This is a genomic window from Kitasatospora sp. NPDC089509, assembly GCF_044749365.1.
Classification (GTDB): domain Bacteria; phylum Actinomycetota; class Actinomycetes; order Streptomycetales; family Streptomycetaceae; genus Kitasatospora.
Genome location: NZ_JBIVHS010000003.1, coordinates 346,819 through 373,531, shown reverse-complemented (window position 1 = coordinate 373,531; position 26,713 = coordinate 346,819). Strand labels below are relative to the sequence as shown.

The 26,713-nt window shown below is 70.6% G+C and carries 31 protein-coding genes; 26 read left to right on the top strand and 5 right to left on the bottom strand.

The genetic code is table 11. From position 1 onward, the window contains the following. Positions 1–173: 173 nt before the first annotated feature. Genes ACIP4P_RS08000 through ACIP4P_RS07985 form a run of 4 tightly spaced genes read left to right on the top strand, consistent with a single transcriptional unit; the run spans position 174 to position 4,005 of the window. Positions 174–2,144: an ABC transporter ATP-binding protein gene (locus ACIP4P_RS08000; protein ID WP_400915878.1), complete on the top strand. Its 1,971-nt coding sequence runs from the start codon at positions 174–176 to the stop codon at positions 2,142–2,144. After that, the gene (locus ACIP4P_RS07995) at positions 2,141–2,611 is read left to right on the top strand and encodes an NUDIX domain-containing protein (RefSeq protein WP_400915876.1); all 471 of its coding nucleotides are present in this window, start codon (positions 2,141–2,143) and stop codon (positions 2,609–2,611) included. The genes ACIP4P_RS08000 and ACIP4P_RS07995 overlap by 4 nt, the downstream gene beginning before the upstream one ends. Then, positions 2,608–3,498: an aminoglycoside phosphotransferase family protein gene (locus tag ACIP4P_RS07990; RefSeq protein WP_400915874.1), complete on the top strand. Its 891-nt coding sequence runs from the start codon at positions 2,608–2,610 to the stop codon at positions 3,496–3,498. The genes ACIP4P_RS07995 and ACIP4P_RS07990 overlap by 4 nt, the downstream gene beginning before the upstream one ends. A 21-nt stretch (positions 3,499–3,519) precedes the next feature. Continuing rightward, on the top strand, positions 3,520–4,005 hold the full coding sequence (locus ACIP4P_RS07985; protein WP_400915873.1) for an NUDIX domain-containing protein: 486 nt from the start codon (positions 3,520–3,522) through the stop codon (positions 4,003–4,005). Positions 4,006–4,240: 235 nt separating this feature from the next. On the opposite strand, the gene ACIP4P_RS07980 is transcribed toward ACIP4P_RS07985, so the two are convergent. After that, the gene (locus tag ACIP4P_RS07980; protein ID WP_400915872.1) at positions 4,241–4,465 is read right to left on the bottom strand and encodes a hypothetical protein; all 225 of its coding nucleotides are present in this window, start codon (positions 4,463–4,465) and stop codon (positions 4,241–4,243) included. Between ACIP4P_RS07980 and ACIP4P_RS07975 the strand changes: the two genes are divergently transcribed. Then, positions 4,458–4,859 carry a peptide deformylase gene (locus tag ACIP4P_RS07975; RefSeq protein ID WP_400915870.1) on the top strand — a complete coding sequence of 134 codons (402 nt, stop codon included), beginning with the start codon at positions 4,458–4,460 and terminating at the stop codon, positions 4,857–4,859. The two genes, ACIP4P_RS07980 and ACIP4P_RS07975, sit on opposite strands and share 8 nt — an antisense overlap. Before the next feature lie 418 nt (positions 4,860–5,277). Here the strand turns inward: ACIP4P_RS07975 and ACIP4P_RS07970 are convergent, their stop codons facing one another. The 3 genes from ACIP4P_RS07970 to ACIP4P_RS07960 form a co-directional block, all read right to left on the bottom strand. After that, the gene (locus tag ACIP4P_RS07970) at positions 5,278–6,522 is read right to left on the bottom strand and encodes an Nramp family divalent metal transporter (RefSeq protein ID WP_400915868.1); all 1,245 of its coding nucleotides are present in this window, start codon (positions 6,520–6,522) and stop codon (positions 5,278–5,280) included. Between the two features lie 114 nt (positions 6,523–6,636). Beyond that, entirely contained in the window at positions 6,637–7,281 is a 645-nt protein-coding gene (locus ACIP4P_RS07965; protein WP_400915866.1) for a uridine kinase, read from the bottom strand. Between the two features lie 164 nt (positions 7,282–7,445). Further along, positions 7,446–8,492, bottom strand: a complete 1,047-nt coding sequence (locus ACIP4P_RS07960; RefSeq protein WP_400915864.1) for a LuxR C-terminal-related transcriptional regulator — start codon at positions 8,490–8,492, stop codon at positions 7,446–7,448. Positions 8,493–8,791: 299 nt separating this feature from the next. Between ACIP4P_RS07960 and ACIP4P_RS07955 the strand changes: the two genes are divergently transcribed. The 20 genes from ACIP4P_RS07955 (at position 8,792) to ACIP4P_RS07860 (ending at position 25,246) form a co-directional block, all read left to right on the top strand. Then, positions 8,792–8,995, top strand: coding sequence for a hypothetical protein (locus ACIP4P_RS07955; RefSeq protein WP_400915862.1), 204 nt, complete (start codon positions 8,792–8,794; stop codon positions 8,993–8,995). Positions 8,996–9,040: 45 nt separating this feature from the next. Beyond that, the gene (locus tag ACIP4P_RS07950) at positions 9,041–10,093 is read left to right on the top strand and encodes a hypothetical protein (protein ID WP_400915860.1); all 1,053 of its coding nucleotides are present in this window, start codon (positions 9,041–9,043) and stop codon (positions 10,091–10,093) included. After that, entirely contained in the window at positions 10,090–11,127 is a 1,038-nt protein-coding gene (locus ACIP4P_RS07945) for a sugar phosphate nucleotidyltransferase (protein ID WP_400915858.1), read from the top strand. Before ACIP4P_RS07950 ends, ACIP4P_RS07945 begins: the two co-directional genes overlap by 4 nt. Beyond that, positions 11,124–12,326, top strand: a complete 1,203-nt coding sequence (locus ACIP4P_RS07940) for a glycosyltransferase family 4 protein (protein WP_400915856.1) — start codon at positions 11,124–11,126, stop codon at positions 12,324–12,326. The genes ACIP4P_RS07945 and ACIP4P_RS07940 overlap by 4 nt, the downstream gene beginning before the upstream one ends. Continuing rightward, positions 12,323–13,159 carry a sugar phosphate nucleotidyltransferase gene (locus tag ACIP4P_RS07935; protein WP_400915854.1) on the top strand — a complete coding sequence of 279 codons (837 nt, stop codon included), beginning with the start codon at positions 12,323–12,325 and terminating at the stop codon, positions 13,157–13,159. Before ACIP4P_RS07940 ends, ACIP4P_RS07935 begins: the two co-directional genes overlap by 4 nt. After that, positions 13,146–13,661 carry an NUDIX hydrolase gene (locus tag ACIP4P_RS07930; RefSeq protein ID WP_400915852.1) on the top strand — a complete coding sequence of 172 codons (516 nt, stop codon included), beginning with the start codon at positions 13,146–13,148 and terminating at the stop codon, positions 13,659–13,661. The genes ACIP4P_RS07935 and ACIP4P_RS07930 overlap by 14 nt, the downstream gene beginning before the upstream one ends. A gap of 11 nt (positions 13,662–13,672) precedes the next feature. Continuing rightward, on the top strand, positions 13,673–14,623 hold the full coding sequence (locus ACIP4P_RS07925) for an NAD-dependent epimerase/dehydratase family protein (RefSeq protein ID WP_400915850.1): 951 nt from the start codon (positions 13,673–13,675) through the stop codon (positions 14,621–14,623). Beyond that, the gene (locus ACIP4P_RS07920) at positions 14,620–15,663 is read left to right on the top strand and encodes a hypothetical protein (RefSeq protein ID WP_400915848.1); all 1,044 of its coding nucleotides are present in this window, start codon (positions 14,620–14,622) and stop codon (positions 15,661–15,663) included. Before ACIP4P_RS07925 ends, ACIP4P_RS07920 begins: the two co-directional genes overlap by 4 nt. Then, positions 15,660–16,289: an SIS domain-containing protein gene (locus tag ACIP4P_RS07915; protein ID WP_400915846.1), complete on the top strand. Its 630-nt coding sequence runs from the start codon at positions 15,660–15,662 to the stop codon at positions 16,287–16,289. Before ACIP4P_RS07920 ends, ACIP4P_RS07915 begins: the two co-directional genes overlap by 4 nt. Further along, positions 16,286–16,897: a D-glycero-alpha-D-manno-heptose-1,7-bisphosphate 7-phosphatase gene (locus tag ACIP4P_RS07910; protein ID WP_400915844.1), complete on the top strand. Its 612-nt coding sequence runs from the start codon at positions 16,286–16,288 to the stop codon at positions 16,895–16,897. The genes ACIP4P_RS07915 and ACIP4P_RS07910 overlap by 4 nt, the downstream gene beginning before the upstream one ends. Then, complete coding sequence (locus tag ACIP4P_RS07905; protein ID WP_400915843.1) at positions 16,872–17,534, top strand: transaldolase family protein; 663 nt, start codon at positions 16,872–16,874, stop codon at positions 17,532–17,534. The genes ACIP4P_RS07910 and ACIP4P_RS07905 overlap by 26 nt, the downstream gene beginning before the upstream one ends. A gap of 59 nt (positions 17,535–17,593) precedes the next feature. Further along, positions 17,594–18,574: a branched-chain amino acid transaminase gene (locus ACIP4P_RS07900; protein ID WP_400915841.1), complete on the top strand. Its 981-nt coding sequence runs from the start codon at positions 17,594–17,596 to the stop codon at positions 18,572–18,574. 69 nt (positions 18,575–18,643) lie between these two features. Next, complete coding sequence (locus ACIP4P_RS07895) at positions 18,644–19,621, top strand: FkbM family methyltransferase (protein WP_400915839.1); 978 nt, start codon at positions 18,644–18,646, stop codon at positions 19,619–19,621. Further along, complete coding sequence (locus ACIP4P_RS07890) at positions 19,614–20,366, top strand: HAD family hydrolase (protein ID WP_400915837.1); 753 nt, start codon at positions 19,614–19,616, stop codon at positions 20,364–20,366. The genes ACIP4P_RS07895 and ACIP4P_RS07890 overlap by 8 nt, the downstream gene beginning before the upstream one ends. Beyond that, positions 20,353–21,555, top strand: coding sequence for a galactosyltransferase-related protein (locus ACIP4P_RS07885; RefSeq protein ID WP_400915835.1), 1,203 nt, complete (start codon positions 20,353–20,355; stop codon positions 21,553–21,555). Before ACIP4P_RS07890 ends, ACIP4P_RS07885 begins: the two co-directional genes overlap by 14 nt. Then, complete coding sequence (locus ACIP4P_RS07880; protein WP_400915833.1) at positions 21,552–22,205, top strand: histidine phosphatase family protein; 654 nt, start codon at positions 21,552–21,554, stop codon at positions 22,203–22,205. Before ACIP4P_RS07885 ends, ACIP4P_RS07880 begins: the two co-directional genes overlap by 4 nt. Further along, positions 22,202–23,548, top strand: coding sequence for an MFS transporter (locus ACIP4P_RS07875; RefSeq protein WP_400915832.1), 1,347 nt, complete (start codon positions 22,202–22,204; stop codon positions 23,546–23,548). Before ACIP4P_RS07880 ends, ACIP4P_RS07875 begins: the two co-directional genes overlap by 4 nt. A gap of 4 nt (positions 23,549–23,552) precedes the next feature. Then, entirely contained in the window at positions 23,553–23,900 is a 348-nt protein-coding gene (locus tag ACIP4P_RS07870; RefSeq protein WP_400915830.1) for a hypothetical protein, read from the top strand. Positions 23,901–23,907: 7 nt separating this feature from the next. Beyond that, positions 23,908–24,522 carry a phosphoribosylglycinamide formyltransferase gene (locus ACIP4P_RS07865; protein ID WP_400915828.1) on the top strand — a complete coding sequence of 205 codons (615 nt, stop codon included), beginning with the start codon at positions 23,908–23,910 and terminating at the stop codon, positions 24,520–24,522. A gap of 10 nt (positions 24,523–24,532) precedes the next feature. Next, entirely contained in the window at positions 24,533–25,246 is a 714-nt protein-coding gene (locus tag ACIP4P_RS07860) for a SpoIIE family protein phosphatase (protein WP_400915826.1), read from the top strand. Between the two features lie 76 nt (positions 25,247–25,322). On the opposite strand, the gene ACIP4P_RS07855 is transcribed toward ACIP4P_RS07860, so the two are convergent. Beyond that, positions 25,323–25,943 (bottom strand): hypothetical protein, encoded by a 621-nt coding sequence (locus tag ACIP4P_RS07855; protein WP_400915824.1) that lies wholly within the window; start codon positions 25,941–25,943, stop codon positions 25,323–25,325. A 333-nt stretch (positions 25,944–26,276) separates the two neighbouring features. Between ACIP4P_RS07855 and ACIP4P_RS07850 the strand changes: the two genes are divergently transcribed. Further along, positions 26,277–26,657, top strand: coding sequence for a hypothetical protein (locus tag ACIP4P_RS07850; protein WP_400915823.1), 381 nt, complete (start codon positions 26,277–26,279; stop codon positions 26,655–26,657). Positions 26,658–26,713 lie beyond the last annotated feature (56 nt).

The following is a 26,713-nucleotide window of genomic DNA, read 5'->3' as shown; positions in this document are numbered from 1 at the left end:
CGCCCGGAGGCAATCCACTTGAAGCCCGCACTCGAACAGCACCATCATCGGACGCCATCCACCCCCGTCGGATCCATCAACTCCGCCTGCTTCAGGCCTTTTTGAGCCACCTCACCAGCCCCGAAGCGGCACTTCCCCATGCCCGCAACGCCTTCTCCGCCCCTGGAGGATCCATGGCACCGACATCCACGTCGACCGAGACCCAGCCCCAGTCCCCGTCCGAGAGCGAGACCGACACCGAGGCCGCCGACGAGGAACTCCACTGGCTCGCCGACAAGCGCCGCATCGCCGCCATCGAGGCGATCAGCGTCAACGCGATGGCCCGCCGCCTGCCCGCACTCGTCGTCCGCGCCTTCCGCCTCGGCTGGGGCATCGACCGCGGCTCCATCGCGCTGCTGCTGACCTGCCAGGCCGTGTCCGCCGTCCTCGGCGCGGCCGGCCTGTTCGCCACCACCGGCACGGTCTCCGCGCTGTTCGGCCCCGGCCGGGTCGGCGACAAGCTCGCCCACGCGGCGCCGTCGATCCTCGTGATCGCGGCCGCGGCCGGCGCCCGCTCCCTGCTCGGCATCACCATCCGCTCCATCACCATCCACCTCTCCCCGCGGATCTCCCGCGCAGCCGAGGCCGCCGTGCTGCGCGCCACCGTCGCGGCCGAACTGACCGCCTACGACCACGCCGGCTACAACGACGAACTGGAGGCCGCCGACCGCGGCGCCGACGCCTGCGTGGACATCATCGGCCAGGCCCAGAACCTGATCGCCGCCCTCGCCTCCCTCCTCGGCGCGGCCGGTGTGCTGACCGTGCTCCACCCCGCCCTGCTGCCCCTGCTGGTGCTGGCGGCGCTGCCGCAGGGCGTCGCGTCGGTGCACGCCGCCCGGGTGCAGTTCCTGGCGAACCGGGCGGCCGTCGGCGACCGCCGGATCATGGCCAACCTGCGCTGGTACATCCACGTCAAGCGCAACGCCGACCAGGTCCGCTCCGACACCATGGGCGAGTTCCTGCTCACCAAGTACGACCAGGTCGGCCGCCGGCTGGACGCCAGTTCACGGCGGGCGGCGCGGCAGAGCGCCCGGGTGTCGGTGATCGGCGCCGCCGCCTCCGGCCTCGGCACGGCGCTGGTCTGGGCGGCGATGCTGTGGCTGGTCAGCACCGGCCGGATGAGCCTGCCGCGCGGCGGCGCGGCCGTGTTCGCCCTCACCGCGGTCAGCACCAGCCTGCACGGCCTCGTCGGCTACGGCGCGGACCTCTTCCGCACCGGCATGTACCTCGACGACTGGTCCACCTTCCTCGACACCGCCGGCGGCCACCGCCCCGAACGCGGCACCGAAACGCCCCCGGCGCCCGCGCGGATCACCGTGGAGAACCTCGGCTACGCCTACCCCGCCTCCGAACGCAAGGCCCTGGACGGGGTGACCCTGCACGTCGAACGCGGCGAGATCCTGGCCCTGGTCGGCGAGAACGGGTCCGGCAAGACCACCCTCTCCAAACTCCTCGCCGGCCTCTACCTGCCCGACACCGGCTCGGTCCGCTGGGACGCCCACGACACCCGCACGCTGGACCCGCACGCCCTGTGGCGTCAAGTCGCCGTCGTCCCCCAGGACTACGCGCGCTGGCCGCTCACCTGCCGCGAGAACATCACCCTGGGCCAACCCACCCCCGAAGGCGACGACGCGGTGCTGCGCGCCGCCGACGCCTCCGGGGCCGCCGACGTCGTCGCCAAACTCCGCCGCGGCCTCTCCACCCTCCTCGCCGTCGAGTGGATGGGCGGCGAGGAACTCTCCGGCGGCCAGTGGCAACGCCTCGCCATCGCCCGCGCCTTCCACCGCGAGGCCGGCCTCCTCGTCCTGGACGAACCGACCGCCGCCCTCGACCCCCGCGCCGAACACCGGATCTTCCAGAACCTCCGGGCCGTCGCCCGCGAACGGGCCGTCGTCCTGGTCACCCACCGCCTCACCAACGTGGCCGTCGCCGACCGCATCGTGGTCCTGGAGGACGGCAAGGTCCTCCAGGAGGGCACCTTCGCCGAACTGGTCGCCGACGGGACCGGCCGCTTCCGGGAACTGTGGGACCTCCAGAACGAACGCACCGGCATCCCCACCCAACGCACCCGATCCACCCACGACGACCAGGAGGCCTCCCGGTGACCGCCCACACCCGCGAACCCGGGACAGAGCCACCGGCCCTGGTCGTCGGCGTCCACCTCGTCCTGGCCGACGAAGGCACCGTCCTCCTCGGACGGCGCCGCAACACCCGCTACGCCGCCGGGCTGTGGCACCTCCCCGCCGGGCACATGGAGCACGGCGAGCCGGTCACCCGCGCCATGACGCGCGAGGCCGAGGAGGAACTCGGCATCACCGTCGCCGAGCACGACCTCGAACTCGTCCACGCCCTGCACCTGCTCGACGCCGACAACGGCCGCGACCGCCTCCAGCTCTTCTTCCGCACCACCCGCTACGAAGGCCGGCCGCGCAACGCCGAGCCGCACAAGTGCGAGGAACTGCGCCGCTGGCCGCTCGACCGGCTGCCGGCCGACATCGTGCCCTACACCGCCCACGCCCTCGCCGAAGTCACCCGCGGCAGCCGGATCTCCACCCTCGGCTGGCCGGCATGACCGCGCCCGCTCTCCCCGACGACACCGACCGGCTGCTGCGCGAAACGGCGAGACCGTACGAACTACTGGGCGTGCACTCGCGGGACCGTACAGGGCGCCCGGCGGTGTGGGAGGTCCACACGGACGACGGGAGCCGACTCTTCGCCAAGCAGCACAAGAACCCACTCATGCACCTGCGCGAGACCACCGCCTACCGACACCTCGCACCCGCCCTCGGCCCCGACCGGACCCCGGTCCTGCTCGCCGACGACCCCCGATCACTGCTCATCGTCACCACTGCCCTGCCCGGCACCCCGGCCGTCCGGACCACCCTCAGCGCGGCCGCCGAACGCGAGGTGTACCGCCAGGCCGGCGTGCTCGCGGCCCACATCCACGCCCAACCAACCACCAACGGGGTGGCCGACGAACAACTGCCCTGGAACCAGGAGCGCGAGCGGGCGCTCGCCCGCGCCCACAAGGCCCGACTCCCAGAAGAGGACATCAAAGTCCTCGCCGATGCCACCCGCGCAGAACCCCCGCACACCACTCCCACCCTCTGCCACGGCGACTTCGGCCCCAGGAACTGGCTCCTCCACCGCGACGAGGCCGGCCGCCTCACCGTCGGCGTCATCGACTTCGAACGCACCCAGGTCGAGGAACCGGTGCGCCACGACCTGATGCGGGTCATGCTCCAGCTCACCCCGCACCGGCCCGACCTCCGCACGGCATTCCTCACCGGCTACGGGCGCGACCTCACCGCCGAGGAGTGGGCAGCCTGCCGGGCCTGGGCCGCGATCGACTGCCCCGCCGCCCTGCGGTGGGCCCTCGGCCACCACCACGACGAGGAGATCCTCGGCTACGCCCGCACCGTACTGGCGCAGCTGCGCGATCCCACACCGACCGCCTGAACACCTTCCTGGAGGTAGCACGTGGAAAGCCTTCGCCAGGCCGTGGCCGTGATCGCCCACGAGCGAGACCGGGGTGTGGTCGCGACCGTCCACTACGCCGCGACCAGGTGGAGCACGACACCGGTGTGGACGATCCCCGGCGGCAAGGTCGAGGTCGGAGAGCTCCTGGACGAGGCCGCCGCCCGCGAACTCCGAGAGGAGACCGGACTGATCGCCGCCCCGGAGCACCTGCGGCTCGTCCACACGGTCCAGGTCCGCGCCAGCTGGGACGGCACGGGCCCGTTCCTCCTGTCCGTGTTCCTCGCCACCGCCTGGCACGGCGAACTGACGAACCCCGAACCGAACAAGCACCTGGACGTCATCTGGTCCCCAGCCGACACACTGCCCCTACCGATGTTCCCACCCACCCACGCCGCCCTCACCCACTACCTCTCCGACGGACGGGGCTTCTCCACCCACGGCTGGAACGACGAACCCTTCGACCCCCACACCTTGGTACGCGCGTAAGGACACTGATCCGACGTCACCCACGGGGCCGGGCGGCATGGCACGATGGGGCGCTCCTTGACACCACAACAGCTCGCCAAATGCGCCGTATCGCCGACCGCCCAGCCCAATCAAGAAATAGCAAAGGCCGCACTGCGCCGCAGGCCAGAAAGCTCCTCCCCGCACGCGCGGGAGTCAGCTGACCTTTACACACTCACGGACACGCTCGCCGTACTCCTCCCCGCACGCGCGGGGGTCAATGGCGCTTCCGCGCTGCCGCCAACAATGAGCAACAGACCAAGGAGACCAGGTGATCGAGGTGCGGCCCAGCCAGCAGATGCAGTCCCTCGGCGTCGTCCAAGAGGGCACCCCCATCCTCAATCGCCCCGCCGAGCCCTTCGACCTCCCCGCCGAACGCGCCACCGCCCAGACCGTCATCGATGAACTGTTCACCGCCGTCGACCGGATCGGCCGTGTCCACTCCTTCGCCACAGGGCATGGGCCTCGCCGCCCCACAGATCGGCATCCCCCGCGCCGCCGCCCTCGTCCTGCCCCCGACCGCCGGCGCCGACCCGATCATCCTGCTCAACCCCGAGATCACCGCCGTCTCCGACGAGACCGACGAACAGTACGAGGGATGCCTCAGCTTCTTCGACGTCCGGGGCATGGTCCCCCGCCCCCTCCGTATGGACGTCACTGCCACCACCCTCGACGGCACCATCACCACGGTCGCCTACGAGCTCGGCCTCGCCCGCCTCATCGCCCACGAGATCGACCAACTCGACGGCCTCCTCTACACCGACCGCATGCGCCCCGACGTCCACCCGATCCCCGTTGAGGAATACCGGGGCACAGGCTCCTCCTGGGCATATTGAGAGGAGTCGTTGTCGACAGCTGTGTGCTGAGGTTCCGATGTCAACGCCAACCGCCGGGTAACAAAAGCGCGGAGGCCAGGCTGTACCGACCGGACACGGTCAGGCCTGGACCAGGCGAAGCAATCGTGTTCTGTCCAGTTGATCCGGACTGACCCGCGCCGGGACGGTTCTTCGGCGGCGAAGAAGAACCCCTAGAAACCGCCGGCCATCAGGGGGTTCTCGCAGGCTGGATAGTCCAGGTGACCGATGTACAGCGAGCTGGCGATGGCCAACCTGGTCTCCCCCGCCGGGCAGGACGGGCAGCACCAGTAGCCCCGGGTCCATCGTTCAGACCTTCATGTCCGCCGAAGCCTTGCCTCTCTGGGCGGTGCCGTCCCCCGGCGAACCGTCGTAGCAACCGGCAGTCGGGGCGGCGCCGTCACAAGTCCAGGAGCAGCAGGTTCAGAACGACCACCATGGTCGTGGCTATCCCTGCGCAGACCGTTGTGGCAGCCCGGTTGGCGAGTGGGCCCATGAGGGAGCGGTCGCGGGTGAGCGCGATGAGCGGTACCAGGACGAAGGGCAGTCCGAGCGTAAGGAGCGCTTGCGACCAAATCAGGGCGGATGTGGTGCTGACGCCCAGGGCGACGACGGCCAAGGCCGGGGCGAGGGTCGCCGCGCGACGGATCAGGAGCGGGATGCTGCGCCGCAGGAATCCCTCCATCACGATCTGGCCGGCCAGCGTGCCGACGGCCGAGGAGGCGAAGCCTGAGGCCAGCAGGGCAAGGGCGAACGCAAGGGAGGCGGCCTCGCCGATGCGCGGGCCGAGGCCCGCGTGGATCTGCTCAAGGGTGGCCACCCCTTGGGTGTCTCCGAACGTGCCGTCGTGGAAGACACGGGCGGCGAGCACCACCATGGCGGCGTTGACCAGTCCCGCGAGTCCGAGCGCGATGATGATCTCATGGCGGGTACGGGCAAGAGCTGTTCGCGGGTCGGCCGTGCGGGTGGCCGCGGCAAGACCGCTGTGCAGGAATATCGCGTGCGGCATGACAGTAGCGCCGATGATGCCTGAGGCGAGCAGCATACCGTCCGGACCGGGGTCGCCCGGAACCAAACCGGCTACGACTGGGCCAGGCTCGACGCCGGCACAGACGAGGCTGAACAGGAATCCGAGAGTGATCACCGCGAGTAATCCGGTGATGGCTCGGGTGAAGGTTCGGATGCCGCGGGAGTGCAGAGCCAGCAGAGCGAAGGACACTCCGCAAGTGATCAGGGCGGCTAGGAGCGGCGGGGTTCCGAAAAGCAGTCCGAGAGCGATGACACCGCCGATGACCTCGGCCAGATCTGTTGCCAGAACGGCCAGTTCGGCCGTCACCCATAAGCCGACGACAACCGTCCGGGGATAGCGCTGCCGACAGAGCGAAGCGAGGTCGAGTCCGGTGGCAAGGCCGAGTTTCGCGGAGAGGAACTGGATGAGAACGGCCATCGCAGAGGCGCCGACGACAACCCAGAGCAGCCGGTTTCCGAACGAGGAGCCGGCCGCGAAGTTGGTGGCGAAGTTACCCGGGTCGACGTAGGCGATGGCGGCGACGAAGGCCGGGCCGAACAGCGCGGCCCGCTGGTGGGGGCGTGCGCGCGCCAGGTGCTGCTGCTTAGAGCCAGTGCGGCGTACAGCGGTACTCATGGGTCACCTTTCCGAAATGGTGAGCCGGACCCCAGGGCGGCGGCCAGTCGGCTGTGGTCCGTTCCGTAGCCGAAGTCGGGGCTGAACGGCCCACAGCCTGGCCGAACTACCCAACTATGCAAGGCTGTTGTAATCGACCACGGCGTACGCCGGCTCCTCTGCCGCCCCGGAGGCAGAGCTCTCCAGCACGACATCCGCTCGCAGTTGCGGGGCGTGCGCGGCGAGGTAGCGGTCCTCAGCCGGCATCCACTCGTCCTCCCAGAGCGGACGGGCCTCCTCGCCGTCGCGGTCCAGGCCCCGGCGCAGCCGAACATCGCGGGGAGCGTCGCAGAAGATCCGGTAGGTGTAGGCCTCACTCAAGTCCGGGTGGAGGGCGTGCACGCCTTCCACGATCAGCGGTGTACCAGGGGCCAGTTCGGCCCACTCCGCGAGGCGGTCATGGTCCCAGTCATAGCGCTGGTACCGGATGGTGGTGCCGGCGGCAGCAGGCCGCAGCACCTGGTCGAGCAGCCGGGAGAGGTCGAAGTTGCCGGCGATCTGGCCAGCGTCCGCCGGACGCTCGGCGGAGGGACGGTAGAAGTCGTCGATGTGGACGACCGCCGCGTCGTCGAGCCGTTCGGCGAGGAGCGTCGCAAGCGTGCTCTTTCCGGAGGCCCCAGGCCCGTCGATGCCTACCAGCGCGACCCGGCCGGGCAGTTCGGCGGCTCGGGTACCAATGGTCTTGGCCAGCTCGTCGATGTCGCAGATCTCGTCGGTCATCCTGGTTCTTTCCTCTCCCAGACGGGCTTGGTTGGTCGGTCACAGCCGAACCTAGCCGTCGGCGAGCGCCAGGAAGGGGCAAAATGGCGGAAACCGTCTGGCCACCTGAGTCCTTGGCAGCAAGATGCCCATCCAGAGAGGGCCAGTACGATACCCGAACTCCACTACTGCAAGGCGGAGTTCGACGGCGAGTCCCGGTACTCGTCACCCTGCTCCGTATCTCCGTCGAGCCAGCCGAGCGACTGCGCCCGGGTGCCGGCCTGGAAGCGGCTGCGGGCGCCGAGCCGGACCATGACATCCGCCATTAGCCGTCGGATCGTGCGGACGGACACACCTAGCCTGCGAGAGGCGATCTCGTCCGTGGCTCCGTCGTTGAGGAGATGGAGCAGGGCACGCTCCTGTGCCGTCAGCTCGGCCATCGCGGGCTGCTGTTGCATACCGTCGAGAGGCTCAGCCGCGGCCCAGATGTGTTCGAAGAGGTGAACGAGAGCGGTGACCGTCCCCGGCGCGCCGAGCAGGTGGGCTCCCGCGCTGGGACGCTGCGGATCGACCGGAACAACGGCCTGGGCCCGGTCGACGATGATCATGCGCATTGGCAGCACCGGGGCGGTGCGCACCTGGGCGCCCATGCTCGCCAGCCACATCGCGTAGCGGCGGGTCGCGCGGCTGTTGCGGATACTGCCCAGGAACACCGTCCGCATGGCGACGCCCTTGCCGAGCGTCTGTTCGTCGAGGGGACGGCTGGCGTCGAGGGTCTCCTCGCTCTGCGGACCGCCGGGGGCGAAGGCCAGTACTTCGGTCTCGGCAGTACCCGCTAGCTCCTGCAACCGCAGGCGGATGTTGGCACTGCCCTCGATGAGTTCGAGTACATCGCGCTCGGCGGCCGTGGACCTCGACTGCAGGTCGGCGAGCATGCTGGCGACGGCCTGTCGGCTGCGCTGCAGCTCGGCCAGCCGCTGGTCGACCTCGGCCTGGCGCTGATCGAGCAGCGAGTGCAGGCCATGGTGCGGGCTCACCACGTGCACGGCCCGCCCGCCGTCCGAGGCAGGGATCAGCAGGGAGAGGTCGGCGAGCCGGTTGAGGGCGTCTCTGATGTCATCGGTTCCGAGTCCGAGGCTCGTAGCCAGCTCGGCGAGGCCCTGGTTCGGGTCGGCGAGGACGGCCAGATAGATCCGTTCCATCCGGCGGTCCAGCCCTAGCGGCTCCAGCATCGAACATCCCCCCGTTGCTCCGTCCGTACAAGGATTTTAGCTGGAGTTGACCTAGTGGTCTAGACCAAATCGGGCGATCCGGACACCGCCGGGAAGGTCCCGCCGGGCACCGGATCGGCCGACCCCGGCTGCGGACGGCCACGATCGGCAGCACGGTGTCATGTCCTAAAGGGGTCAGTGGAATGTAGTGACATCTCGGCAGACGTGAGCGACTGTTGAGAAACAGCAGAGCGCCGATCGAGTCGGTATCGACTTTGCACCCTTTCTTCCGATCCCCCCACGATGATTCTGGAGAACCCATGTCCATCGCAGTGCGCCGCACCATTTCCGGCATTCTTTCGCTCCTCGCCACCGGAGTTCTCGCGGCCGAAATTGTCACCACCGGAACCGCCGAGAACGCTACGCCGCCGCCCACCGTTTCGGCCGGAAAAGCCGCCGCCGGCGACGGCAGTGGGACGCCGACCCCCGGCCGGACGCCGGACCCCACGTGGGGCTGGGACTAAATACCGGGCCCTGCGATCCGCACCCACGCCGACCCTGGAGGATTTTTGAACCCCTTTCTCTACCATGTCCATGGAATCGGCCCCTTCGATTTCTCCCGCATCACCAGCGACGACCTGATCCCGATTCAGGATCTCGCGGCAAAATCTCGGACCGAGATCGTCCCGACGATTTTCCTCGGGCGGATCGGACTACCGGGCCTGGTGGATGTCTTGAAGGCATACGATCAACTGCACACCGACGGACGACTTCCGAACCTTGCCGGCTTCGCAGTGGAGGGCCCCATGCTCGGGCCCCTCGGTGGTGTGCCCCGCGAGGGCAAGTGGATTCCCACCCTGCGGGAATGGGAGGCCCTCGCCGAGCTCGGGCATTACGGGCTGCGGTACATCGTGATGACGCCCGATGCACTCGACTTGGAGGACGAGGTCGCTGCCGGCGTGCCCTTCAGCGACCTGCTCGTCCGCTTCTACGACGCCGGAGTGAAGGTCGCGCTCGGCCACTACCACCACGACGACCCGGTGCGCAGCGCCCGCCGCACCCGGGATGTGCTGACGTTCCTCCACCAGCACTACGAGTCCAGCCCTTGGCTGGTCCTGACGGACCATCTCTTCAACGACATGCCCCGAGCCTTCGTCCACGCCTGGCGCACTCCCCGGGAACGGGAACACCGGGAGGCTGAACTCGCCACCTTTCTCGGGGACCCCTGGCAGGAGGCCACGCTCGCCGAACAACTCGGTCCGGTGCCAGCCGAGTTGCTGACCGCGACCCGCGAGGGCCTGGTGACCCCGTGCTTGAACTTCGACGGCATGCACGTCGACCTCACCGTGTGCCGGCGCACGGTCGACTACCTGGGTGCCGAGCGGCTGATCGCGTTGACCGACCACATCGAGGTGGACCGAATGGCCAATGAGCGGCTGCGTAAGGACGCCAACGGCCTGTGGCTGCGGGAGGACGGCCTGGTCGCGGCCGGGTCGACCGGTTACCCCCAGCAGCGCCGGCACATGGAGTCGATCGGCCTAGACGAGTCCGAGATCACCCAGCTGTTCTCGACTAACCCACGGCGGGCGATCTACGAGCCCATCGGGCGCCGCAGCCGATGACCGCCTGGGCCGACCGCTTGCTCGCGGCGCCGTTGCCGCACACTCCCGTTCGCAGGTCGCCATCCACCGCCGCGGCCGTAGTACTCGCTGCCGGTGAAGGACGTCGGCTCCGGCCGGTCACCGAACAGCTGGCCAAACCCCTCGCCCCCGTACTCAACGTGCCGCTGCTCTACTGGAACCTCGCGGCGCTGGACAGCGGCGGGTTCGGGCCGATCGTCGTCAATACGTGGGCCAAAGCGGAACAGGTCGAGGAAGCCGCGCGTACCCTTCGGCGGCGCGGGGACCAGGCACCCGTACTCGTCCGGGAGGCCACCCTCACCGGCCCCGCCGGAGGACTGGCCGCCTGCCGTACCGCGTTGCCCGACGACCGCTGCTGCGTGGTCTTCAGCGGTGATGCCCTGACCGACCTGCCCCCAGCCGAGCTCGCCGAGGCCCACCTCGCCTCCGGCGCAGACCTCACCATCCTCGCCACCAGCGTCCCCGACCCGCACCGCTTCGGTGTGCTCAGCCTGTCCGGGGACACCGTCCTCGGACTCCAGGAGAAGCCTGCATCGCCCCCTCCCGACGCCATGGTCAGCTGCGGCATCTACGCGGTCGGCCCCCGCGCGTTCCGGCTGCTCAACCCCCGCCCAGGCCACCCGTACGACTTCAAGGACCTCGTCCCCGAACTCCTCGCCGCCGGCCTGCGCGTGCGTGTGCACCGGCTGACCGGCTTCTGGAACGACGTCGGAACCACGGAGGCACTGCGCGAAGCCAACCTCTGGGCGCTGCGCGCAGTGCCCGACCGAGTGGCCACCCAGCGGCAACGGGACGGCCTGTGGATCCAGGGAACACCACGCCTGGCCGACGGCCTCCGGGCGGCGGAAGCCCTGGTGGGTGACGCCGCCTCGATCGGGCCCGGCGTCACGCTCCGGCGCTGCGTCGTGGGACCGGGGGCGCGCATCGGCGCCGGAGCCACCGTCGTGGACTCGGTCCTCCTGCCCGGGGCCCGGGTGCCGGACGGACGACACATCGAAGCGGAGACAGTGCTGTGACCACAACGCGATCCGAACTGCAGGCCAGGCACGCCCCCCGTGTCCTCCTGCTCACCTCGGGATACGCCCCGACCATCGGGGGAGCCGAAACCTACGCGCAGACCCTCTCCGAAGGCCTGGCCCGTAGCGGGTGCCCGGTGGCTGTCGTCACCGACCGGCCCCCCGGTACCGCCCCCGTGCCGGGCGACACCGACGTACGCATCCATCGGCTCGACGGCTACCGGGCGCTCCTCACCGACCCCAGCAAACTCGCCTGGGAGCAGCTCTACTTCGGTCTGCTGCCGGAACTCCATGAGATCGTCGAGGCTTTCCGGCCCGAGGTCGTGGTCGTCAACAACTTGGAGACGACGGTGCTCGGCCGGATCGTCGCCGAGCAGTACGGGATCGGCATCGTCGCCGCCTACCACGAGCACGCGCCCGAGGAGGAGCCGCTCGGCCCCGGCAAGGAGGCTCTCGGCTACCGGGTGCTCGCCCCGGACCTGGTCTTGGCAGGCTCGGAGTACTACGCCCAAAGGGCCCGCCGCCACCTTCCCGAGCACCGGGTCAGGCTCATCCACCACGGGGTGGAGACCGAGCACTTCCACCCTTCCGTCGATGGCTCCGCCGTCCGTGCCCGGTACGGCGTGACGGCCGGCGAGCGCCTGATCGTCAGTGCCGGACGGCTCAAAGCCCGCAAGGGGCAACGCGAACTGATCCACGCGTTCGCCCGGCTGGCGGACGAACGGAGCAGGCTGCTGATCGTGGGCGGGGTGAGCTCCGCCTCTCCGCAATACGCACAGCGGCTGGAGGCTGACGTGGACCGGCTGGGGCTGCGCGGCCGGATCATCATCGACCGCTCGGTCGGCTACGACCAGATGCCGGCCGTCTACGCCGCGGCGGACATCGTCGCCCAGCCCAGCGAGTCCGAGGGCCTCGGCCTGGCCGTGCTGGAGGCCATGAGCACGGCCAGGCCGGTGGTCACCACCGATGTCCCCGGAATCCGCGAGATTCTCACTGCCGACGGCATCGCCGAATGCGTCCCCGCCCGCGACCCGGTTCGCCTGGCTGGGGCACTCGCAAGGCTGCTGAGCGATCCGCCGCACGCGGCGCGTGTCGGCGAGGCCGCACGTCGCCACGTGCTGGAGCACTTCAGCACGGACAGCATGATCCGGCGCAGCCGGGCGGCCATTGAGGAAGTCGTCGCCGGGGCCCCGCGATGAGCGGTCCGCTTCGGCCGCAGCAGGCGGTGGTCCTGGCCGGCGGGACGGGCAGCCGACTGGGCGCGCTCACGACTGGCATTCCCAAGGTCCTGATCCCGGTCGCCGGTCGGCCCTTCCTCAGTCTGTTACTGCTCCAGCTCCAAGCCCACGGCGTCCGGCGGGTCCACTTCTGCCTCGGGCACCTGGCGGACCAGGTTCTGCGGCACCTGGAACTGTCCGCACCGCCGGGCCTGGAATGGACAGCCAGCGTGGAGCCCCGCCAACTGGGCACCGCCGGTGCGCTGGTCCACGCGGTGCCGTACCTCGACGAGGAGTTCGTCGTGCTGATGGGTGACTCCCTGATGCCGGTTGACCCCGCCGCCCTGCTCGACGGCCACCGCCGGCTGGGCCTGGGGGCCAGCCTGGCCGTGCTGCGCAACGACGACTGGCTGGTGCCGAGCAACGTCCGGGTCGAGGGGGTCTGGGTCACCGGTTACTCCAAGGAGGCTCGACAGGGCATGCGCCACGTCGATTACGGGATGGCGGTCCTACGGCGCAGCCACCTGGTCCGGCAGGCCGACGCGGCCGACGGCATGGCCGACCTCGGACCGCTGCTGCGCTCACTGATCGCGGACGGCCAGCTCGCCGCCGTCGAGGTGGACCGGCGCTTCTACGAGATCGGCTCCCCGTGGGGCCTCGCCGAGCTGGAAGGCCTGCTCTCCGGCCCGGCGCCCGCCTTCCCCTCTCCAGAGTTCGAGGAGTACTCCCATGTCCGACACTGGCGGCCGACCCGCCACGAAGGAGACCACCGGGTCCCGGCCGGTCTTCCACAGTCCCTGGATGTCACTCCGTGAGGACCTCTTCCGACGTGCCGACGGCAGCGAGGACACCTTCGCCGTGGTCACCCGGGACGACTCCGTCGTCGTGGTGTGCGCCGACGGCCCGCGGCTGCTGATGACCGAGCAGTACCGCTACGCGGCCCGGCGCTGGAGCCTGGAACTGCCCCAGGGCGGTGTCGGACCCGGTGAGAGCACCGCCGACGCGGCTCTGCGTGAACTTCGTGAGGAGACCGGCTGGGAGGCCGACACCCCTCGCGTCGTCGCCGGCCCGCTCCACGAGGCCGCCGACTGGGCTACCCAGGCTTTCCACGTCGTCTCCGTCCGACCGTTGCGCCTCGACGCGCCGCAGCGCGAGCCCGGTGAGGAGGGCATGCGGGTGCGGTGGGTGTCCCGGGAGGAGCTGCCGGCACTTGTGGCCGGCGGGCACATCGTGGACGCCGCCACCCTCGCTGCGCTCCTAGTGGTCGACCTCCTCCCGCCTTCCGCGGCCCGCGTCGCGGCGAACCAGTACACGTGAAGGAGCAGCAGATGAGGATCCTGGTCACCGGCGCTGCCGGATTCGTCGGCGCGCACGCCGTGCACCACCTGGTCGCGGCCGGGGCCGACGTCGTGGCGACCGATCTAGTCCCGGCGGCGGAGGCTGCCCGGCTCGCCGCCCCGATCGCCACGGGTGTGCGCTACGTCGCGGGCGAGTTGGGCAGCGTGCTGCCCGAGGTGATGCGCGGCGCCGACGAGGTGTGGCACTTCGCGGCCAACGCCGACATTCCGCTCGGGGTACGTGACACCTCGGTGGACATCCGCGAGTCGGTCCTGCTCACCCGGCTGGTGCTGGAGGCGATGAGGGAGCACAGCGTGCCGTTGCTGGTGTACCCGTCCACCAGCGGCGTCTACGGCAGCACCGCCCGGCCTGTCGTGACCGAGGCAGACGGGCCGCTGCTGCCCAATTCGCTCTATGCGGCGGGCAAGGTCGCAGGCGAGGCCCTGGTGTCGGCGTACTGCCAGACCTTCGGGCTCCGGGCCCGCATCCTGCGGCTCGGCAACGTGGTCGGCGGTGCCATGGGCCGCGGCATCGTCCGGGACTTCGTGCGCAAGCTGTCGGAGGCCCCGGGCCGGCTGACCGTGCTCGGAGACGGCTGCCAGCGCAAGAGCTACGTCCTGGTCGACGACGTCATCGACGGCATGCGCCACCTCGCCGCAGCGGGCGAGGCGCCCTGTGAGGTGTACAACCTGGCCGCCGGCGACAGCCTGGACGTGAACGGGGTGGCCCGTGCCGTGGCCGAGGCTCTGGGCCTGCCGATGCCCGAACTGGTCACCGACGGGGTCTCGTTGTCCTGGCAGGGCGACCAGCCCGTGGTGGAACTGGGGATCGCGAAGGCGCTGGCCTCCGGCTGGAGCCCGCGCTGGACCGCCGCGGAGTCGGTCCGGATCGCGGCCGAACGGATCCACACTGGCGCCGGCACCCTGGCCGTGGCCCGATGACCGCCCCGCAGGACACCCTGGTGGTCGCGCGAACCCCGCTGCGGTTGTCGCTCGGCGGCGGCGGCACGGATCTGCCCTTCTACGCGGACCGGTTCGGCGGGGACATCCTGTCCGTCACCATCTCGCTGCACGTGACCGTGACGGCGCGCCAGGGCCGCATCGACGGGCGCTACCGCTTCACCCACGAGGACCAGCAGACCGCGGCCCGGCCCGACGACCTGGCCAACGACTACGTGCGCGCGGCGGCCCGCCGTGTCCCTACCCCGCACCCATTCGAGGTCGCCTCGCTCGGACCTGTCCCGGCCGGCACCGGCCTCGGCAGCTCCGGGGCCTTCGCGGTCAGCCTGCTCGGCACATTCCACGCGTTGGCCGGAGGGCCGATGCCCAGCCGGACCGAGTTGATCGAGCAGGCATGTGCGCTGGAGATGCAGGACCTGGGACGCCCGATCGGCCGGCACGACCAGTACATCTGCGGCCTCGGCGGGCTGCAACGGCTGGCGATCGGCGCTGATGGCACAGTCAAGGCGCTGCCCACGACCGTGGCCCCCGAGACCCTGGCCGCCCTCGACCGGCACCTGCGGCTCTTCTTCACCGGCATCACCCGGGACGCCGCCACTCCCGGCCTGGCCGTGCCGGCCGCACAGGACGCCGACGGCCGCGCCGAGCGCATCGAGCGGCTCCACCGCATCCGCGAGATCGGCGCCGAGACCCTGGCCTCCCTGGAGGCCGGACGCCTAGACCGCGTACCGGAACTGATGCGCCGCCACTGGGCCGTCAAGCGCGGCGGTCCGGCGAAGCCGGGCGTCCCGGCGCCCTGGGACGGCCTGTACGAGCTCGCCCTGCGACACGGCGCCGAGGCCGGGAAGCTCGTAGGTGCCGGCGGCGGCGGTTTCCTGCTGCTGTACGCCTCACCCGACCGACACCGCGCCCTGGCCTCCGCCCTCGCGGCGCGCGGCGCCACCGAGGTCCCGTTCTCCTTCGTGCCGTACGGCACCACCTTGACCCGGATCACCCCCAACACCACGGAGGCTCTGCTGTGACCATCACCGCCGCCCCAAGCCCCGCCATCGGCTTCGCCACCCGGTTCCTCGACGAAATCGCCGCCATCGCCGCACGCCTCGACACCGCCGCAGTCGAACGGATCGCCCACCGCCTCGCCAGGGTCCGTACCGAACACGGCCGGGTCTTCCTCCTCGGGGTCGGCGGCGGCGCCGGGAACGCCACCCACGCGGTCTGCGACCTGCGCAACCTGGCCGGGCTCGAGGCGTACTCACCGACCGACAACACGGCCACCCTCACAGCTGCGATCAACGACCGCGGCTGGACCGACGCCATCGCCGAATGGCTGGAGCGCAGCCGCCTCGGCACCCGCGACGCGGTCGTGATCTTCTCGGTCGGCGGTGGCAGCGTCGAACCCCCGGTGAGCGAGAACCTCGTCGCCGCGCTCCGGCTCGCGCGCGCGACCGGGGCGTACACCTGCGGCGTGGTCGGCCCCGACGGCGGCGAGACCGCCCGCCTCGCCGACGACTGTGTCAAGGTCCCGGTCGAGGACCGCTCGCTGCGCACCACACACACCGAGATCTACCAGGCCGTGGTCTGGCACATGCTGGTGGTGCACCCTGCTCTGCGGAGTACCACTCCCACCTGGGAAAGCCTTCGCCCGTGACACCGGCCGCGATCGTCCTGGACCGGGACGGCGTCCTCAATGAACTCTGGCGCGACCCGGACCTCGGCCTGGTCGACTCTCCGCTCAACCCCGCACAGGTCCGGCTCAGGCCCGGTGCCGCCGGGGCGGTACGCCGGATCAACGAGGCCGGCGTGCCCTGCTACGTCGCGTCCAACCAGCCCGGCATCGCCAAGCGCAAGATGACTCCCCGCCTGTTGGGCGCGGTCACCCGCCGACTGCTCGGCGAGCTCGGTGCCCGCAACGCCCGCCTCGACGGCATCGCCTACTGCCTGCACCACCCCGACGCCGTACACCCGGCGCTGCGCCGCGATTGCCCCGACCGCAAGCCGGGCCCCGGCATGCTGCTGCGCATCGCACACGCCCTGGACGTCCCGCCCGGCCGGTGTTGGTTCGTGGGCGACAACCCCAGCGACGTCGCGGCCGGCCGGGCCGCCGGCTTCCGCACCGCCTGGATCGGCACGACCCGCTGCGATACCTGCCCGACCCGCACGGCCCACGCGCCCGACCTGGTCGCCGCGGACCTCGACACCGCGGTGACCCACATCCTCGAAGGGACCACTGATGCAGCTCTTCCTCGACTCCGCTGACGAGAAGCAGGTCAAGTACTGGCTCGGCCAGGGCGTACTAGACGGGGTGACCACCAACCCGTCCGTCCTGTTCCGCGATGGGGTCGTCGACCCTCTCCCCGCCCTGGAAAGCCTCGCCCGTCTCACCGCGCCGGGCGTCCTGCATGCCGAGGTAACCGTCCCCCGCGGCGCCGAACTCGTCCATCAGGGCATCGAGCTCTCCCAGCTTGCCGACAACATCGCGGTCAAGGTGCCCGTCCAGACCCCGGACGGCGCGCCGTGCCTCGCCGAGATCCACGAACTGTCCAGCGCCGGCGTGGCGGTCAACAGCACGGCCTGCCTCTCCTTCGGGCAGGCCGCGCTGGCCGCCAAGGCCGGCGCCAGCTACCTCAGCATCCTCGTCGGACGCATCGACGACGAAGGCGGGGACGGCGCGGCCGTCATCCGCGACCTGCGCCGCTGGCTGGACGACTGGCAGGTCGACGCGAAGATCATCGCCGCCAGCGTGCGCGGGACCGCCGACGTGCGGCGCAGCATGACGGCCGGCGCCCACTGCGTCACCGTGCCGCCGGCCGTGCTCGCCAAGCTCGCCGACCACAAGTACTCGAGGCACACCGTGCAGCAATTCCTCGACGACGCCCGCGCCGTCGCGGGCTGAGCCGCATCGCTCCTGACCGTCACGCACCCGTCTACGCCAAGCCTGCGAGAGGAATCAGCATGTCCCGAGCAACCGCCGCCGACACCGTACCGTCCGGTTCACCGGCCGCCCTGTCCACTCCCGAGTACATCTGGATGAACGGGGCTGTCCGTCCCTGGCAGGACGCCAACGTCCATGTCTGGACCGAGGTCGTGCTGCGCGCCGCCAGCGTCTTCGAGGGACTTCGCGGCTACTGGGTACCCGAAGAGTCCCGGCACTACTTCGTCCACCTCGATGAGCACGTGCGTCGGCTGCGCGAGTCCGCCAGGGTCGTCCGCATCCCCGGGGAGGTCACCACGGACGAACTCCACAAGGCGCTCGGCGAGCTGATCACCGCGCTCGGCTACCGGGAGGACGTCTACGTCCGCCCGACGCTCTACCTGGAAAAGGGCCGCTACACCAGCAAGGCCTCCGCCGTGGACACCGGCTTCTTCATGCCGGTCTTCCAGTCTCCGCGTGAGCCGTCCATCGACACCGGAGTGCGGTGCCAGATCTCCTCCTGGCGCCGCTCCGGCGACCAGTCGGCCCCGCCCCGCGTCAAGGCCGCCGCCAACTACTACAACCTCCGCCTGGCCCGCTTGGAGGCCGAGGCGAACGGCTTCGACGAGTCGGTGCTGCTCAACGGCGCCGGCAAGGTTGCCGAGACCGGAGGGGCTTCGGTGTTCCTGGTCCGCCGCAACACCGTCATCACGCCCCGGCTCAGCGATTCCATCCTGGAGAGCATCACCCGGCAGAGCGCCATCGACCTGCTGGCGAACGACCTGGGCATGGACGTGGAGGTCCGCGAGGTCGACCGCACCGAGCTCTACCTCGCCGACGAGGTGTTCCTCACCGGCACCCTGTGCGAGATCACCCCTGTCGTCGCCGTCGACCAGTTCGGCATCGGGGACGGAACGACCGGCCCCGTGACGCGCCGCCTGCAGCAGGCCTACTACGACGCGTGCAGGGCCGGAGCAAACGAGAGCCGCGGCTGGCTGACGGCTGGCCCCACCCTCGGCTGAGCTGCGCCCCTGCGGCCCGCCCAGTCCCCTGATCCCCCACCCCGGAACCAGCGGAGGTCATCCACGATCATGCGATATCTGCGACGGGACGAGGACTCCCCGAACCTGTCCGCCGCCCGACTGCTGCTCAGAGCCGCGGCCGAGGCCCGAACCGACGTCACCAGTGCCCTGCGTGCCTGGGGAAGGCGCGGCGGCATCCCGCTGGCCTGGACGATGATGCGCTACCACGCGGCCCTCGCGACGGGCCGCAACGGTACCGGCCGGGTCCGCTCGATCCGGCTCGGCGGGCCGGACGGCCAGGCCTCTGGCCGCGGCGGGACAGCGGTGCGGTGTCACTTCCGCACCGATCTGAGCGACCTGTTCGTACTGCGTGAGACGTTCGTGCAGCAGATCTACCGGTTCCCCTACGCCGAGCACCTGGGCCAGGTGACCAGGATCCTCGACCTCGGGAGCAACATCGGCCTGTCACCTCTCTACTTCGCGCACCTGTTCCCCAGCGCGGAGATCGTCTGCGTCGAGCCGGTCCCCGGCAACACCCGGCTGGTGCAGGCGAACCGCGACCGCAACGGATTCGGCTGGCGGATCGAACACAAGGCCGTCGCAGCCCAGCCCGGCCAGGTCACCCTGTACACGAGCGGGTGGTGGGCTTCCAGCTCCACCACCTGGGAGGTGTCCGAGCGGCGCAGGGCGTCTGTCAACCGCCCCGAGAGCGTCCTGCCCGCCGAGACTCGCGATGTCCCGGCGGTGACCGTCCGCGGTGTGCTCGACGAGGCGGGCTGGGCTCACGCCGACATCGTCAAGATGGACATCGAGGGGGCCGAGCACGAGGTTCTGACGTCGGGGGAGACCGGTTGGCTGAGCCAGGTCGGAATCCTCGTTCTCGACATCCACGGCAAGTACGTCGACCGGCAGCGGATCCTCGAGGTGCTGGCGGAGCACGGTTTCACCGCCGCGGCGGAGAGCGGACCCCACTCGGCGGTCTTCCTCTCCCCCACAGCCCGTGACCGGGCGGAGCGGTCCGTCCGGCCGGGAGGCGTCAATGCCTGAGTCCGTGGCGCCCCCCGCCGCCGGGCCGGTGCCGTCCCGCCCCCCGCGCGCCGTCCTGTTCGACGCCGGACTCACCCTCATCCACCCCGACGGGGACATCCTCGTCGAGGAACTGACACGCTGCGAAGCCCAACCAGCCACCCCGGTCGCCGCACGACGGGCTGTCACCGCACTCCAATTGGCTGCCGAAGCCCGTCACCTCCCGCTGCCGGCCGGACTGGCGGGCGACGAGAAGGTCGGCACGCTCTGGGCGACCCTGCTGGGCACAGACCGGGAGCGCACCGTACGGGCCTTCCACCGCGCGGCCGCCCGCCCGGACCTGTACCGGGTCCTGGACCCCGGTGCCCGAGGCACCCTGTCCGCGCTCCAGGCCAAGGACGTGGTCCTCGGTGTGGTGTCCAATTCGGAGGGCACCGTCCGCGACGACCTCGATGTCTTCGGTCTGCTCCCGTTCTTCCGGACGGTCGTCGATTCCACCGTGGTCGGCATCGAGAAACCGCAGCCGGGTATCTTCCACGCCGCCCTCTCCGAACTGGGCATCCCCGGTGAGGACTGCTGGTACGTCGGGGACGGACTGGTGAACGATGTCCTCGGGGCGCTGGGGGCCGGTTTCGGTGCGGGTGTGCTGCTCGACCGTTTCGACTGCTACGGCCACCTGCCGGGCATCCTGCGGATCACCTGCCTCGACGCGCTGGTCGCGCTGGTGGACCGCGCGGCGAGGGAGGTGGGCGATGGACCCCGTTGACGCCCATTCCGTCCTCACCCCGGAGAACGCCTCCGCGCGGGCCGACGCCGCCGCGGGCTCCGGAGCGGGTGCGGCCGACGCGCTGGTGGTGCTCTGGGACCCGGGTTCGCAGGTCAGCCGACCGCTGTGGGACCACACCGAGCCCCTGGTACGAGCCGTCCGGGACGCGGTTGCGGGCCTCAGCGAACGGCCTGGTGGCGAGGCCCTCAGAGCCTGTCTCACGGAATTGCGCCGCACACCCACCTCACTCACGGCGCGGCTCCATTTCGCCGAGGCCGTGGACTGCTGGACCGGGCCGGACTCAGAGGCCCTTGAGGTGGCACGGACCGTTGCCGCGTACCGGCGCGACGGCGCGGTCTTCCCGGTCACCGGTCAGCGGTATGAGCACGTCGGCCCGCAGTCGGAACGCCCGATGGCATCCGCTGCCCCACCGGCCCGGCGCGGAACGGTAGACGGACACTGGGACCTGACTGTCGTCGTCGACTTCCGGGCCGCCCCCGGGCACACCGGCCGGCTGGACAACGTCCTCGCCACGCTGCGTTCGCTCGCCGACCAGTCACTGGACGCCGAGCGGTACCGGGTCGTCGTGGTCGAGCAGGACACCGTTCCCCGGCACCGCGAGCGCGTTCTTCCTTGGGCCGACGCCTACCTCCACCAGTTCGCCGAGGGCCCCTACAACCGCAGCCGGGCGCACAACGCCGGCGCCGCGGCGGCTCCCGGCAAAGGAAACCGCCTCTGTTTCCTCGACGCCGACATGCTCCTTGACCGGGGCTTCCTGCGCCAAGCCCTGGCCGCCGTCGAGACGGCGGGCACCGCCGCCGCGCTGCCCTACGACCGGGTCGTCTACCTGGACGCCCTCTCCAGCGCACGGGCAATCGCCCAGCGGGCGGCCGGCGCGGCCCGCGCGGCCCGGGCGACCCTGCACGGCTACCACCTCACGCCCACCACCGGCGGATGCGTGATCGTCGAGCAGGCGCTGTTCGACCGCCTCGGCGGCTACGACGAGGGCTTCGAGGGGTGGGGGGACGAGGACAACGAGTTCTACCACCGCCTCGACCGGGCGGCCGGGGTACGACGGCTGCCCGGCGAACTCCTGCACCTCGACCACGAACGGCCGGTCATGCGGAAACCGAGCCCTGACATCGCACCCGTACCCCGCACGACTCCCACCGAAGGAGGTTCGGCATGACCACGATCATCTTCATCCGCCACGGCCAGACCGCGCACAACGTCGACCTGGTCATCACCTCGGGCGCGCCCGGAGGTCCGCTGACCCCGGAGGGCGAGCGGCAGGTGGCCGAGTTGGCGAATGAGCTGCGGGCGACCGCGGCGCAGCCGGTCGAGGCGGTCTACAGCAGCCCACTGCGCCGAGCACGGCAGAGCGCGACGATCGTGGCAGCGCCGTGGGGTCTCGCCCCGATCGAGCGCGAAGAACTACGCGAATGCTCGGTGGGCGAGCTGGAGGGCCGGTCCGGCCCCGAGGCCTTCGCCCGCTTCGACAGCACATGGGACCACTGGTACCACGACGAGCACCCCGACCTGGACTATGCCCTCGGCCCCGGCGGGGAGAGCGGCCGACAGGCCCTGGACCGGGTTCGCGCCGTCGTACGCGACATCATCACGGCCCACCCGGACGGGACCGTCGCCGTGGTGGGCCACGGCACCGTGCTCCAGCTCGCGCTGACCTGGCTGTCCGACAATCTGCGCCCCTCCTTCGGCCACCGCCGCTGGATACCCAACGCCGGAACGGTCGTGGTCGCGGCTTCCGCCGACGGTATCCGCTGCCTGGAATGGTCCGGTCAGCCGGTCTCGGCTGTCACGTCGGGGGAGGTGGCATGAGCGGGGGATCCGTAAGCGGGCGCACCGTAGGGGCGAGCCGTTGGCGAGGAGTGCTGGGCATCCCGGAGATCAGCGCGCGCGGGCACCGCTGGCTCGTCGTCGCGGTGTTCGTCGATACCCTCGGTGTGGGCATGGTGGTACCGCTCTCCTTCCTGTACTTCACGCTGTCGACCAATCTGTCGCTCGCCGGTGTCGGGGCCGCTCTCAGCGCCGCGATCCTGCTGTCACTGCCCACCGGCTTTGTCGCAGGCACCCTGGTGGACCGCTATGGCTCCAAGCCATTGCTGATCATCAACAACGTGGTCGCCGCGGTGGGCTATCTGTTGTACGTCTTCGCGACCGACTGGTTCGGGGTGTTCAGCTCCATGTTCGTGGTCATGGTCGCCGACCGGATGTACTGGGCGGCCTGGCCCGCCTTCGTGAAGCGGGCGACCGGCGCGGCCGACATGGACGCGTGGTTCGCGCTGACCGAGGCGGTCAAGAACGGCTGCTTCGGAATCGGCGCGCTGCTCGGCGCTGCGGCCCTGGCCATCGACGGCAAGGCCGGCGCCACGGTCCTGATCGTGCTGAACGCGATCAGCTCACTGGTAGCCGCCTGGCTGTTCGCACTGATCAAGGTGGACGCTCCGAGGACGAACACCCCCGCCGCTCCGTCCGGAGCCACGACGACGGCAATGGCATCCGCCACTGAGCGGCCCGTACGGCCGTGGGTCCATGTCCTGCGCCAGCGATGGATGCTGCCCCTGGTCCTGGCCCAGTCGGCGCTCACCTTCGCCTGGCTGCTGCCCGTCTCGATCCTACCGGTGTACGCCGTCAACGTCCTGCACCTGGGCGCGTGGCTGCCGTCCACCCTGTTCGCCCTCAACTGCGTCGGGGTGTTCTTCCTCCAGCCGCTGGTGACGGCGCGACTGCGCCCAGTCCGGCGAACCAGGGCGGTCATGGTCAGCGGCCTCCTGGCCATCGTCGCCATCGTCGTCCTCGCGGCGGTGCCGAAGGCATCGGGGGACGGCACAGCACTGCTGCCCTCGGTCCTGGTCGTGGCGGCCTCGCTGCTCGTGACCACGGCCAGCATGTTCTACCTCCCGTCCTCGAACGCCCTGATCTCCAGTGCGGCAGAGGCGGAGTTCGAGGGCCGGACGGTCTCGCTCTTCCAGATGGCCTGGGCCTTCTCCGCCGGTGTGGGGCCCGCGTTGATCGGTGGTCTGCTGGACACCAATCCGCAGTGCCTGTGGCTGCTCCTCGGCGCGCTTACCCTGGCCGGATCGCTCGGATTCCTGCTGGCTGAACGTCTCCTGCCACGCCACTCGCTGCTGGCCTCCGCCCCCGCCACCGCGACGACCTGATGCCATGCTGACCGTGCGGATAGAGCTGGTCGGCGCCGAGGCCGCCGACCAGGAGGCCGCTGCTGCGGAGCTCCAGTCCCAACTGGAACGCATGAGCCCGACCGCGCCGGCCACTCTGCAACACCTCCGGGTCCAGACCCGCCCCGGCGCCATACGGGCGATCGCCTTCATGGCGGCACCCACCCTGGCCCACGCCGAGCGCGCCTGTGCGCGTGCGGTTCGGTCGCTGGCCACTCAGGGCTGGCAGGTGACCGCCTGTCAGGCCGACTTCCCGCTGACGACGGGCTGGCTGCCGACCCACGCCGCTCGACTGGCCACCGATGGTTCCCCTGGCTCCCCCGAACGAGAGTGAGTGATTCATGCTGAAGATCGCAGTCGTGACATCGGGTCGCGGCACCCTGCTCCGGTACGCCTTCAGCGCCTGTTTCGACGGCGTGCTGAACGGCGAGGTGGTCGCCGTGGCGACGAACCGGGTCTGCCCCGCGCTCGACGTGGCGCGCAAGGTCGGCATCGGTCACGTCGCCGCCTATCCCCTGGACGAGTTCAGCTCCCGCCGGGAGCGCGACGCCCGGATGGCCGCTGACCTCCGACGGGCCGGAGCCGACTTCGTCCTCGTCGGCGGGTACTCCGAAGGGCTCGAGGACGAGTTCCTGCGACACTTCCCCGACCGGGCGATCAGCGTCTACCCGACCATCCTGCCTGCCTTCGGTGACCTCGACGAGGCCATCGGCCCCGCCCTGGACTACGGCGTAAAGACCCTGGGCCTCACCATCCACTTCCGGGACCCGGTGTCCCTCAGCGACGGCCCGATCATCGCGCAGGTTCCGATCCCGGTGGACATCGGCGACACCGTGGAGAGCGTGACCCCGAAGATCGCCGCCGTCGAGCGCGAACACCTGCCGCGGATCATGCAGGCCTTCGCCGAGGGCCGGGTCACCCGACAGGGCCGCCTGGTCCACGTCCGACCGATCTGACACCCCATCAGTGAGCACGTGCGCCGCCACCAGCGGACAGCGGTGGAGGCACACCGCGGCCGGTCCCCAGACGGTCCCCTCGGGCGCGCCGATCGGCGTCGGCGGCGTCCCGTTCGTCTCCACCCGCGTCGACGTCCCGGACGGGGCGATGCTGGTGCTCTGCACGGACGGTCTCGTCGAGGTCCGCAGCCCGGAGGAGGAGGTGAGCCTGGCCGCGCTCTGCGGCAGTCTGATCGGCCCGCGGCACAGCCCGGCGCAGGCCTGCGACCTCCTTCTCGACCGTCTCCGGCCGGACGACCGGGAGGATGACATCGCCCTCCTGGTGGCCCGCCTCGTCGGGATCCCGTCGGCGGACGTGGCCACCTGGGGGTTCGATCCCGAGGCGGCAGAGGTGCCGCGGATACGGCGGCTGGTCCTCGCCCAGATGGCGGCCTGGGGCCTGGAGTCGCTGATGCAGACCACCGAACTGCTGGTGTCCGAACTGGTGACCAACGCCATCCGGGTGGCACGGGACCGGGTGCAGCTCCAACTGGTCCGGTCGGACAAGCTGCTGGTCGAGGTCAGCGACGACGACCACAATCTGCCGTCGATGCGGCCGGCCGACGAACTGGACGAGAGCGGCCGCGGCCTCATGCTGGTCTCCGCGCTCGCCGAGCGCTGGGGCACCGCCCGCAAGGCCGTGGGCAAGGTCGTCTTCTTCGAGCTGCCACTGCCACGCGGGTAGCCGGAGGCGGCGTCACGAGAGCGGGCCCCGGCGGGGCAACCGGCGGCCCGCTCCTCCCCGAAACCGACTGTGCGTGTCAGACGACGATCTCGACCGCCTCCATGCGCAGACCCTGGCTGGTCGTCCCCGCGACGGCGACCTGCTTGGCAGCCGCGCACTGGAAGCCCAGCCAGCCGTGGTTCTGGACGTACGCATCGGCGCAGATCCCGTTGGTCGCGATGCTGACGGCGAGGGCCTCCATCTGCAGCGACTGCCCGGTCGTCCCGACCAGGATGTCCGTGCCGTCCTCGCCGCACCGCCAGCCCTGCCAACCGATGTTCTGCACATTGGCGTCGGCGCAAATGCCACCGGTATTGGTGGCGATGATGTCGATCGCCTGGATGGCCAGGCTCTGCCCCTCGGTACCGTTGGGCTTCCCGTCGCAGACCGGCTCCTGCCAGCCGATGTTCGCCACGTGCGTCGCGTAACAGATGTGCCGGACCGGCGCGTTGGGGCTGTCGACCTGCGCCTGCCGCAGCGCCTCGACCAGCGCCCCGTGGACGGCCGGGTCCGCGGCGGGCGGGGCGCTCTCCGGACCCGCGGTGGGGGCCGCGGCCGCCGGCGCGTCGGCCCGGGCCGGACCGGCGCCCGTGGCGAGGCTGGTCAACAGCAGTGCGGCAAGGAGCGCCGTGGTGGGGGTGCGGCGGCTTCGGTTCATCGCCGTAGGTCCTTCCTGCGCATCGCGGGCCCACCCTCGACGGGCCCGCCCTGGGGTGTGGACCTCGGAACCTAGCCCCCGTTCGACGACGAACCATGCGCGCTCCGCCGCACCCCGGGGAACTTCGGCTGTTCGATACCGGGATGTACGCCGGATGCCATGCCCGTCACCGGTGACGGCGTCGTCGCCTACGCCGCTTGCCGTATGCGCGACGTCGCGGAGTGCGCCCCCGAATCCGACAATGCGCGGATGTGCTCAAGGACCCCCCGGTGCCATCGTGTCGACCAGCTGCCGGCCGTACGGTCCGGGAGCGGGTCGGACAAGGGGGACCGGATGGGTACACGGACGACGGCAGCGCTCGCACTGACCGGGAGCATCCTGGCCGTGACGGCGATGGCGCCTTCAGCGGTGGCAGCGCCCGCACAGTGGAAGGAGGCGAACTACCAACTCCGCTTCATCGATGCCCTCCACAACACCTCACACGTCTGCGTCGGCGGCTACAACCAGCGGGAACAGTACGTCGGGCACTGCTGGAACACCCCGACGAGGGTGACCGACTTCTCCGGCTGGTACTGGCACGGGTGCATCCACGTCATCGGCTACAACGCCAACTGGAAGCAGAAGCGGTGGGACCTGCACGTCGGCTGGGTCAACGACTGGTCCCGCAACGGACAGTTCGTCTCCTTCTCCAACGACGACAGCAGTTTCTGCTAGTGACCGAGCAGCCCGGCACACTCACCGGCATCCCTGGGACGCCACCCACACCCCGC

Excerpts from the sequence above, each read along its gene's own strand:
- ACIP4P_RS08000 (WP_400915878.1), top strand. The coding sequence starts at position 174 with ATGGCACCGACATCCACGTCGACCGAGACCCAGCCCCAGTCCCCGTCC.
- ACIP4P_RS07990 (WP_400915874.1), top strand. The coding sequence starts at position 2,608 with ATGACCGCGCCCGCTCTCCCCGACGACACCGACCGGCTGCTGCGCGAA.
- ACIP4P_RS07970 (WP_400915868.1), bottom strand. The coding sequence starts at position 6,522 with ATGAGTACCGCTGTACGCCGCACTGGCTCTAAGCAGCAGCACCTGGCG.
- ACIP4P_RS07965 (WP_400915866.1), bottom strand. The coding sequence starts at position 7,281 with ATGACCGACGAGATCTGCGACATCGACGAGCTGGCCAAGACCATTGGT.
- ACIP4P_RS07960 (WP_400915864.1), bottom strand. The coding sequence starts at position 8,492 with ATGCTGGAGCCGCTAGGGCTGGACCGCCGGATGGAACGGATCTATCTG.
- ACIP4P_RS07955 (WP_400915862.1), top strand. The coding sequence starts at position 8,792 with ATGTCCATCGCAGTGCGCCGCACCATTTCCGGCATTCTTTCGCTCCTC.
- ACIP4P_RS07945 (WP_400915858.1), top strand. The coding sequence starts at position 10,090 with ATGACCGCCTGGGCCGACCGCTTGCTCGCGGCGCCGTTGCCGCACACT.
- ACIP4P_RS07935 (WP_400915854.1), top strand. The coding sequence starts at position 12,323 with ATGAGCGGTCCGCTTCGGCCGCAGCAGGCGGTGGTCCTGGCCGGCGGG.
- ACIP4P_RS07930 (WP_400915852.1), top strand. The coding sequence starts at position 13,146 with ATGTCACTCCGTGAGGACCTCTTCCGACGTGCCGACGGCAGCGAGGAC.
- ACIP4P_RS07925 (WP_400915850.1), top strand. The coding sequence starts at position 13,673 with ATGAGGATCCTGGTCACCGGCGCTGCCGGATTCGTCGGCGCGCACGCC.
- ACIP4P_RS07920 (WP_400915848.1), top strand. The coding sequence starts at position 14,620 with ATGACCGCCCCGCAGGACACCCTGGTGGTCGCGCGAACCCCGCTGCGG.
- ACIP4P_RS07905 (WP_400915843.1), top strand. The coding sequence starts at position 16,872 with ATGCAGCTCTTCCTCGACTCCGCTGACGAGAAGCAGGTCAAGTACTGG.
- ACIP4P_RS07900 (WP_400915841.1), top strand. The coding sequence starts at position 17,594 with ATGTCCCGAGCAACCGCCGCCGACACCGTACCGTCCGGTTCACCGGCC.
- ACIP4P_RS07895 (WP_400915839.1), top strand. The coding sequence starts at position 18,644 with ATGCGATATCTGCGACGGGACGAGGACTCCCCGAACCTGTCCGCCGCC.
- ACIP4P_RS07890 (WP_400915837.1), top strand. The coding sequence starts at position 19,614 with ATGCCTGAGTCCGTGGCGCCCCCCGCCGCCGGGCCGGTGCCGTCCCGC.
- ACIP4P_RS07885 (WP_400915835.1), top strand. The coding sequence starts at position 20,353 with ATGGACCCCGTTGACGCCCATTCCGTCCTCACCCCGGAGAACGCCTCC.
- ACIP4P_RS07880 (WP_400915833.1), top strand. The coding sequence starts at position 21,552 with ATGACCACGATCATCTTCATCCGCCACGGCCAGACCGCGCACAACGTC.
- ACIP4P_RS07875 (WP_400915832.1), top strand. The coding sequence starts at position 22,202 with ATGAGCGGGGGATCCGTAAGCGGGCGCACCGTAGGGGCGAGCCGTTGG.
- ACIP4P_RS07870 (WP_400915830.1), top strand. The coding sequence starts at position 23,553 with ATGCTGACCGTGCGGATAGAGCTGGTCGGCGCCGAGGCCGCCGACCAG.
- ACIP4P_RS07865 (WP_400915828.1), top strand. The coding sequence starts at position 23,908 with ATGCTGAAGATCGCAGTCGTGACATCGGGTCGCGGCACCCTGCTCCGG.
- ACIP4P_RS07855 (WP_400915824.1), bottom strand. The coding sequence starts at position 25,943 with ATGAACCGAAGCCGCCGCACCCCCACCACGGCGCTCCTTGCCGCACTG.
- ACIP4P_RS07850 (WP_400915823.1), top strand. The coding sequence starts at position 26,277 with ATGGGTACACGGACGACGGCAGCGCTCGCACTGACCGGGAGCATCCTG.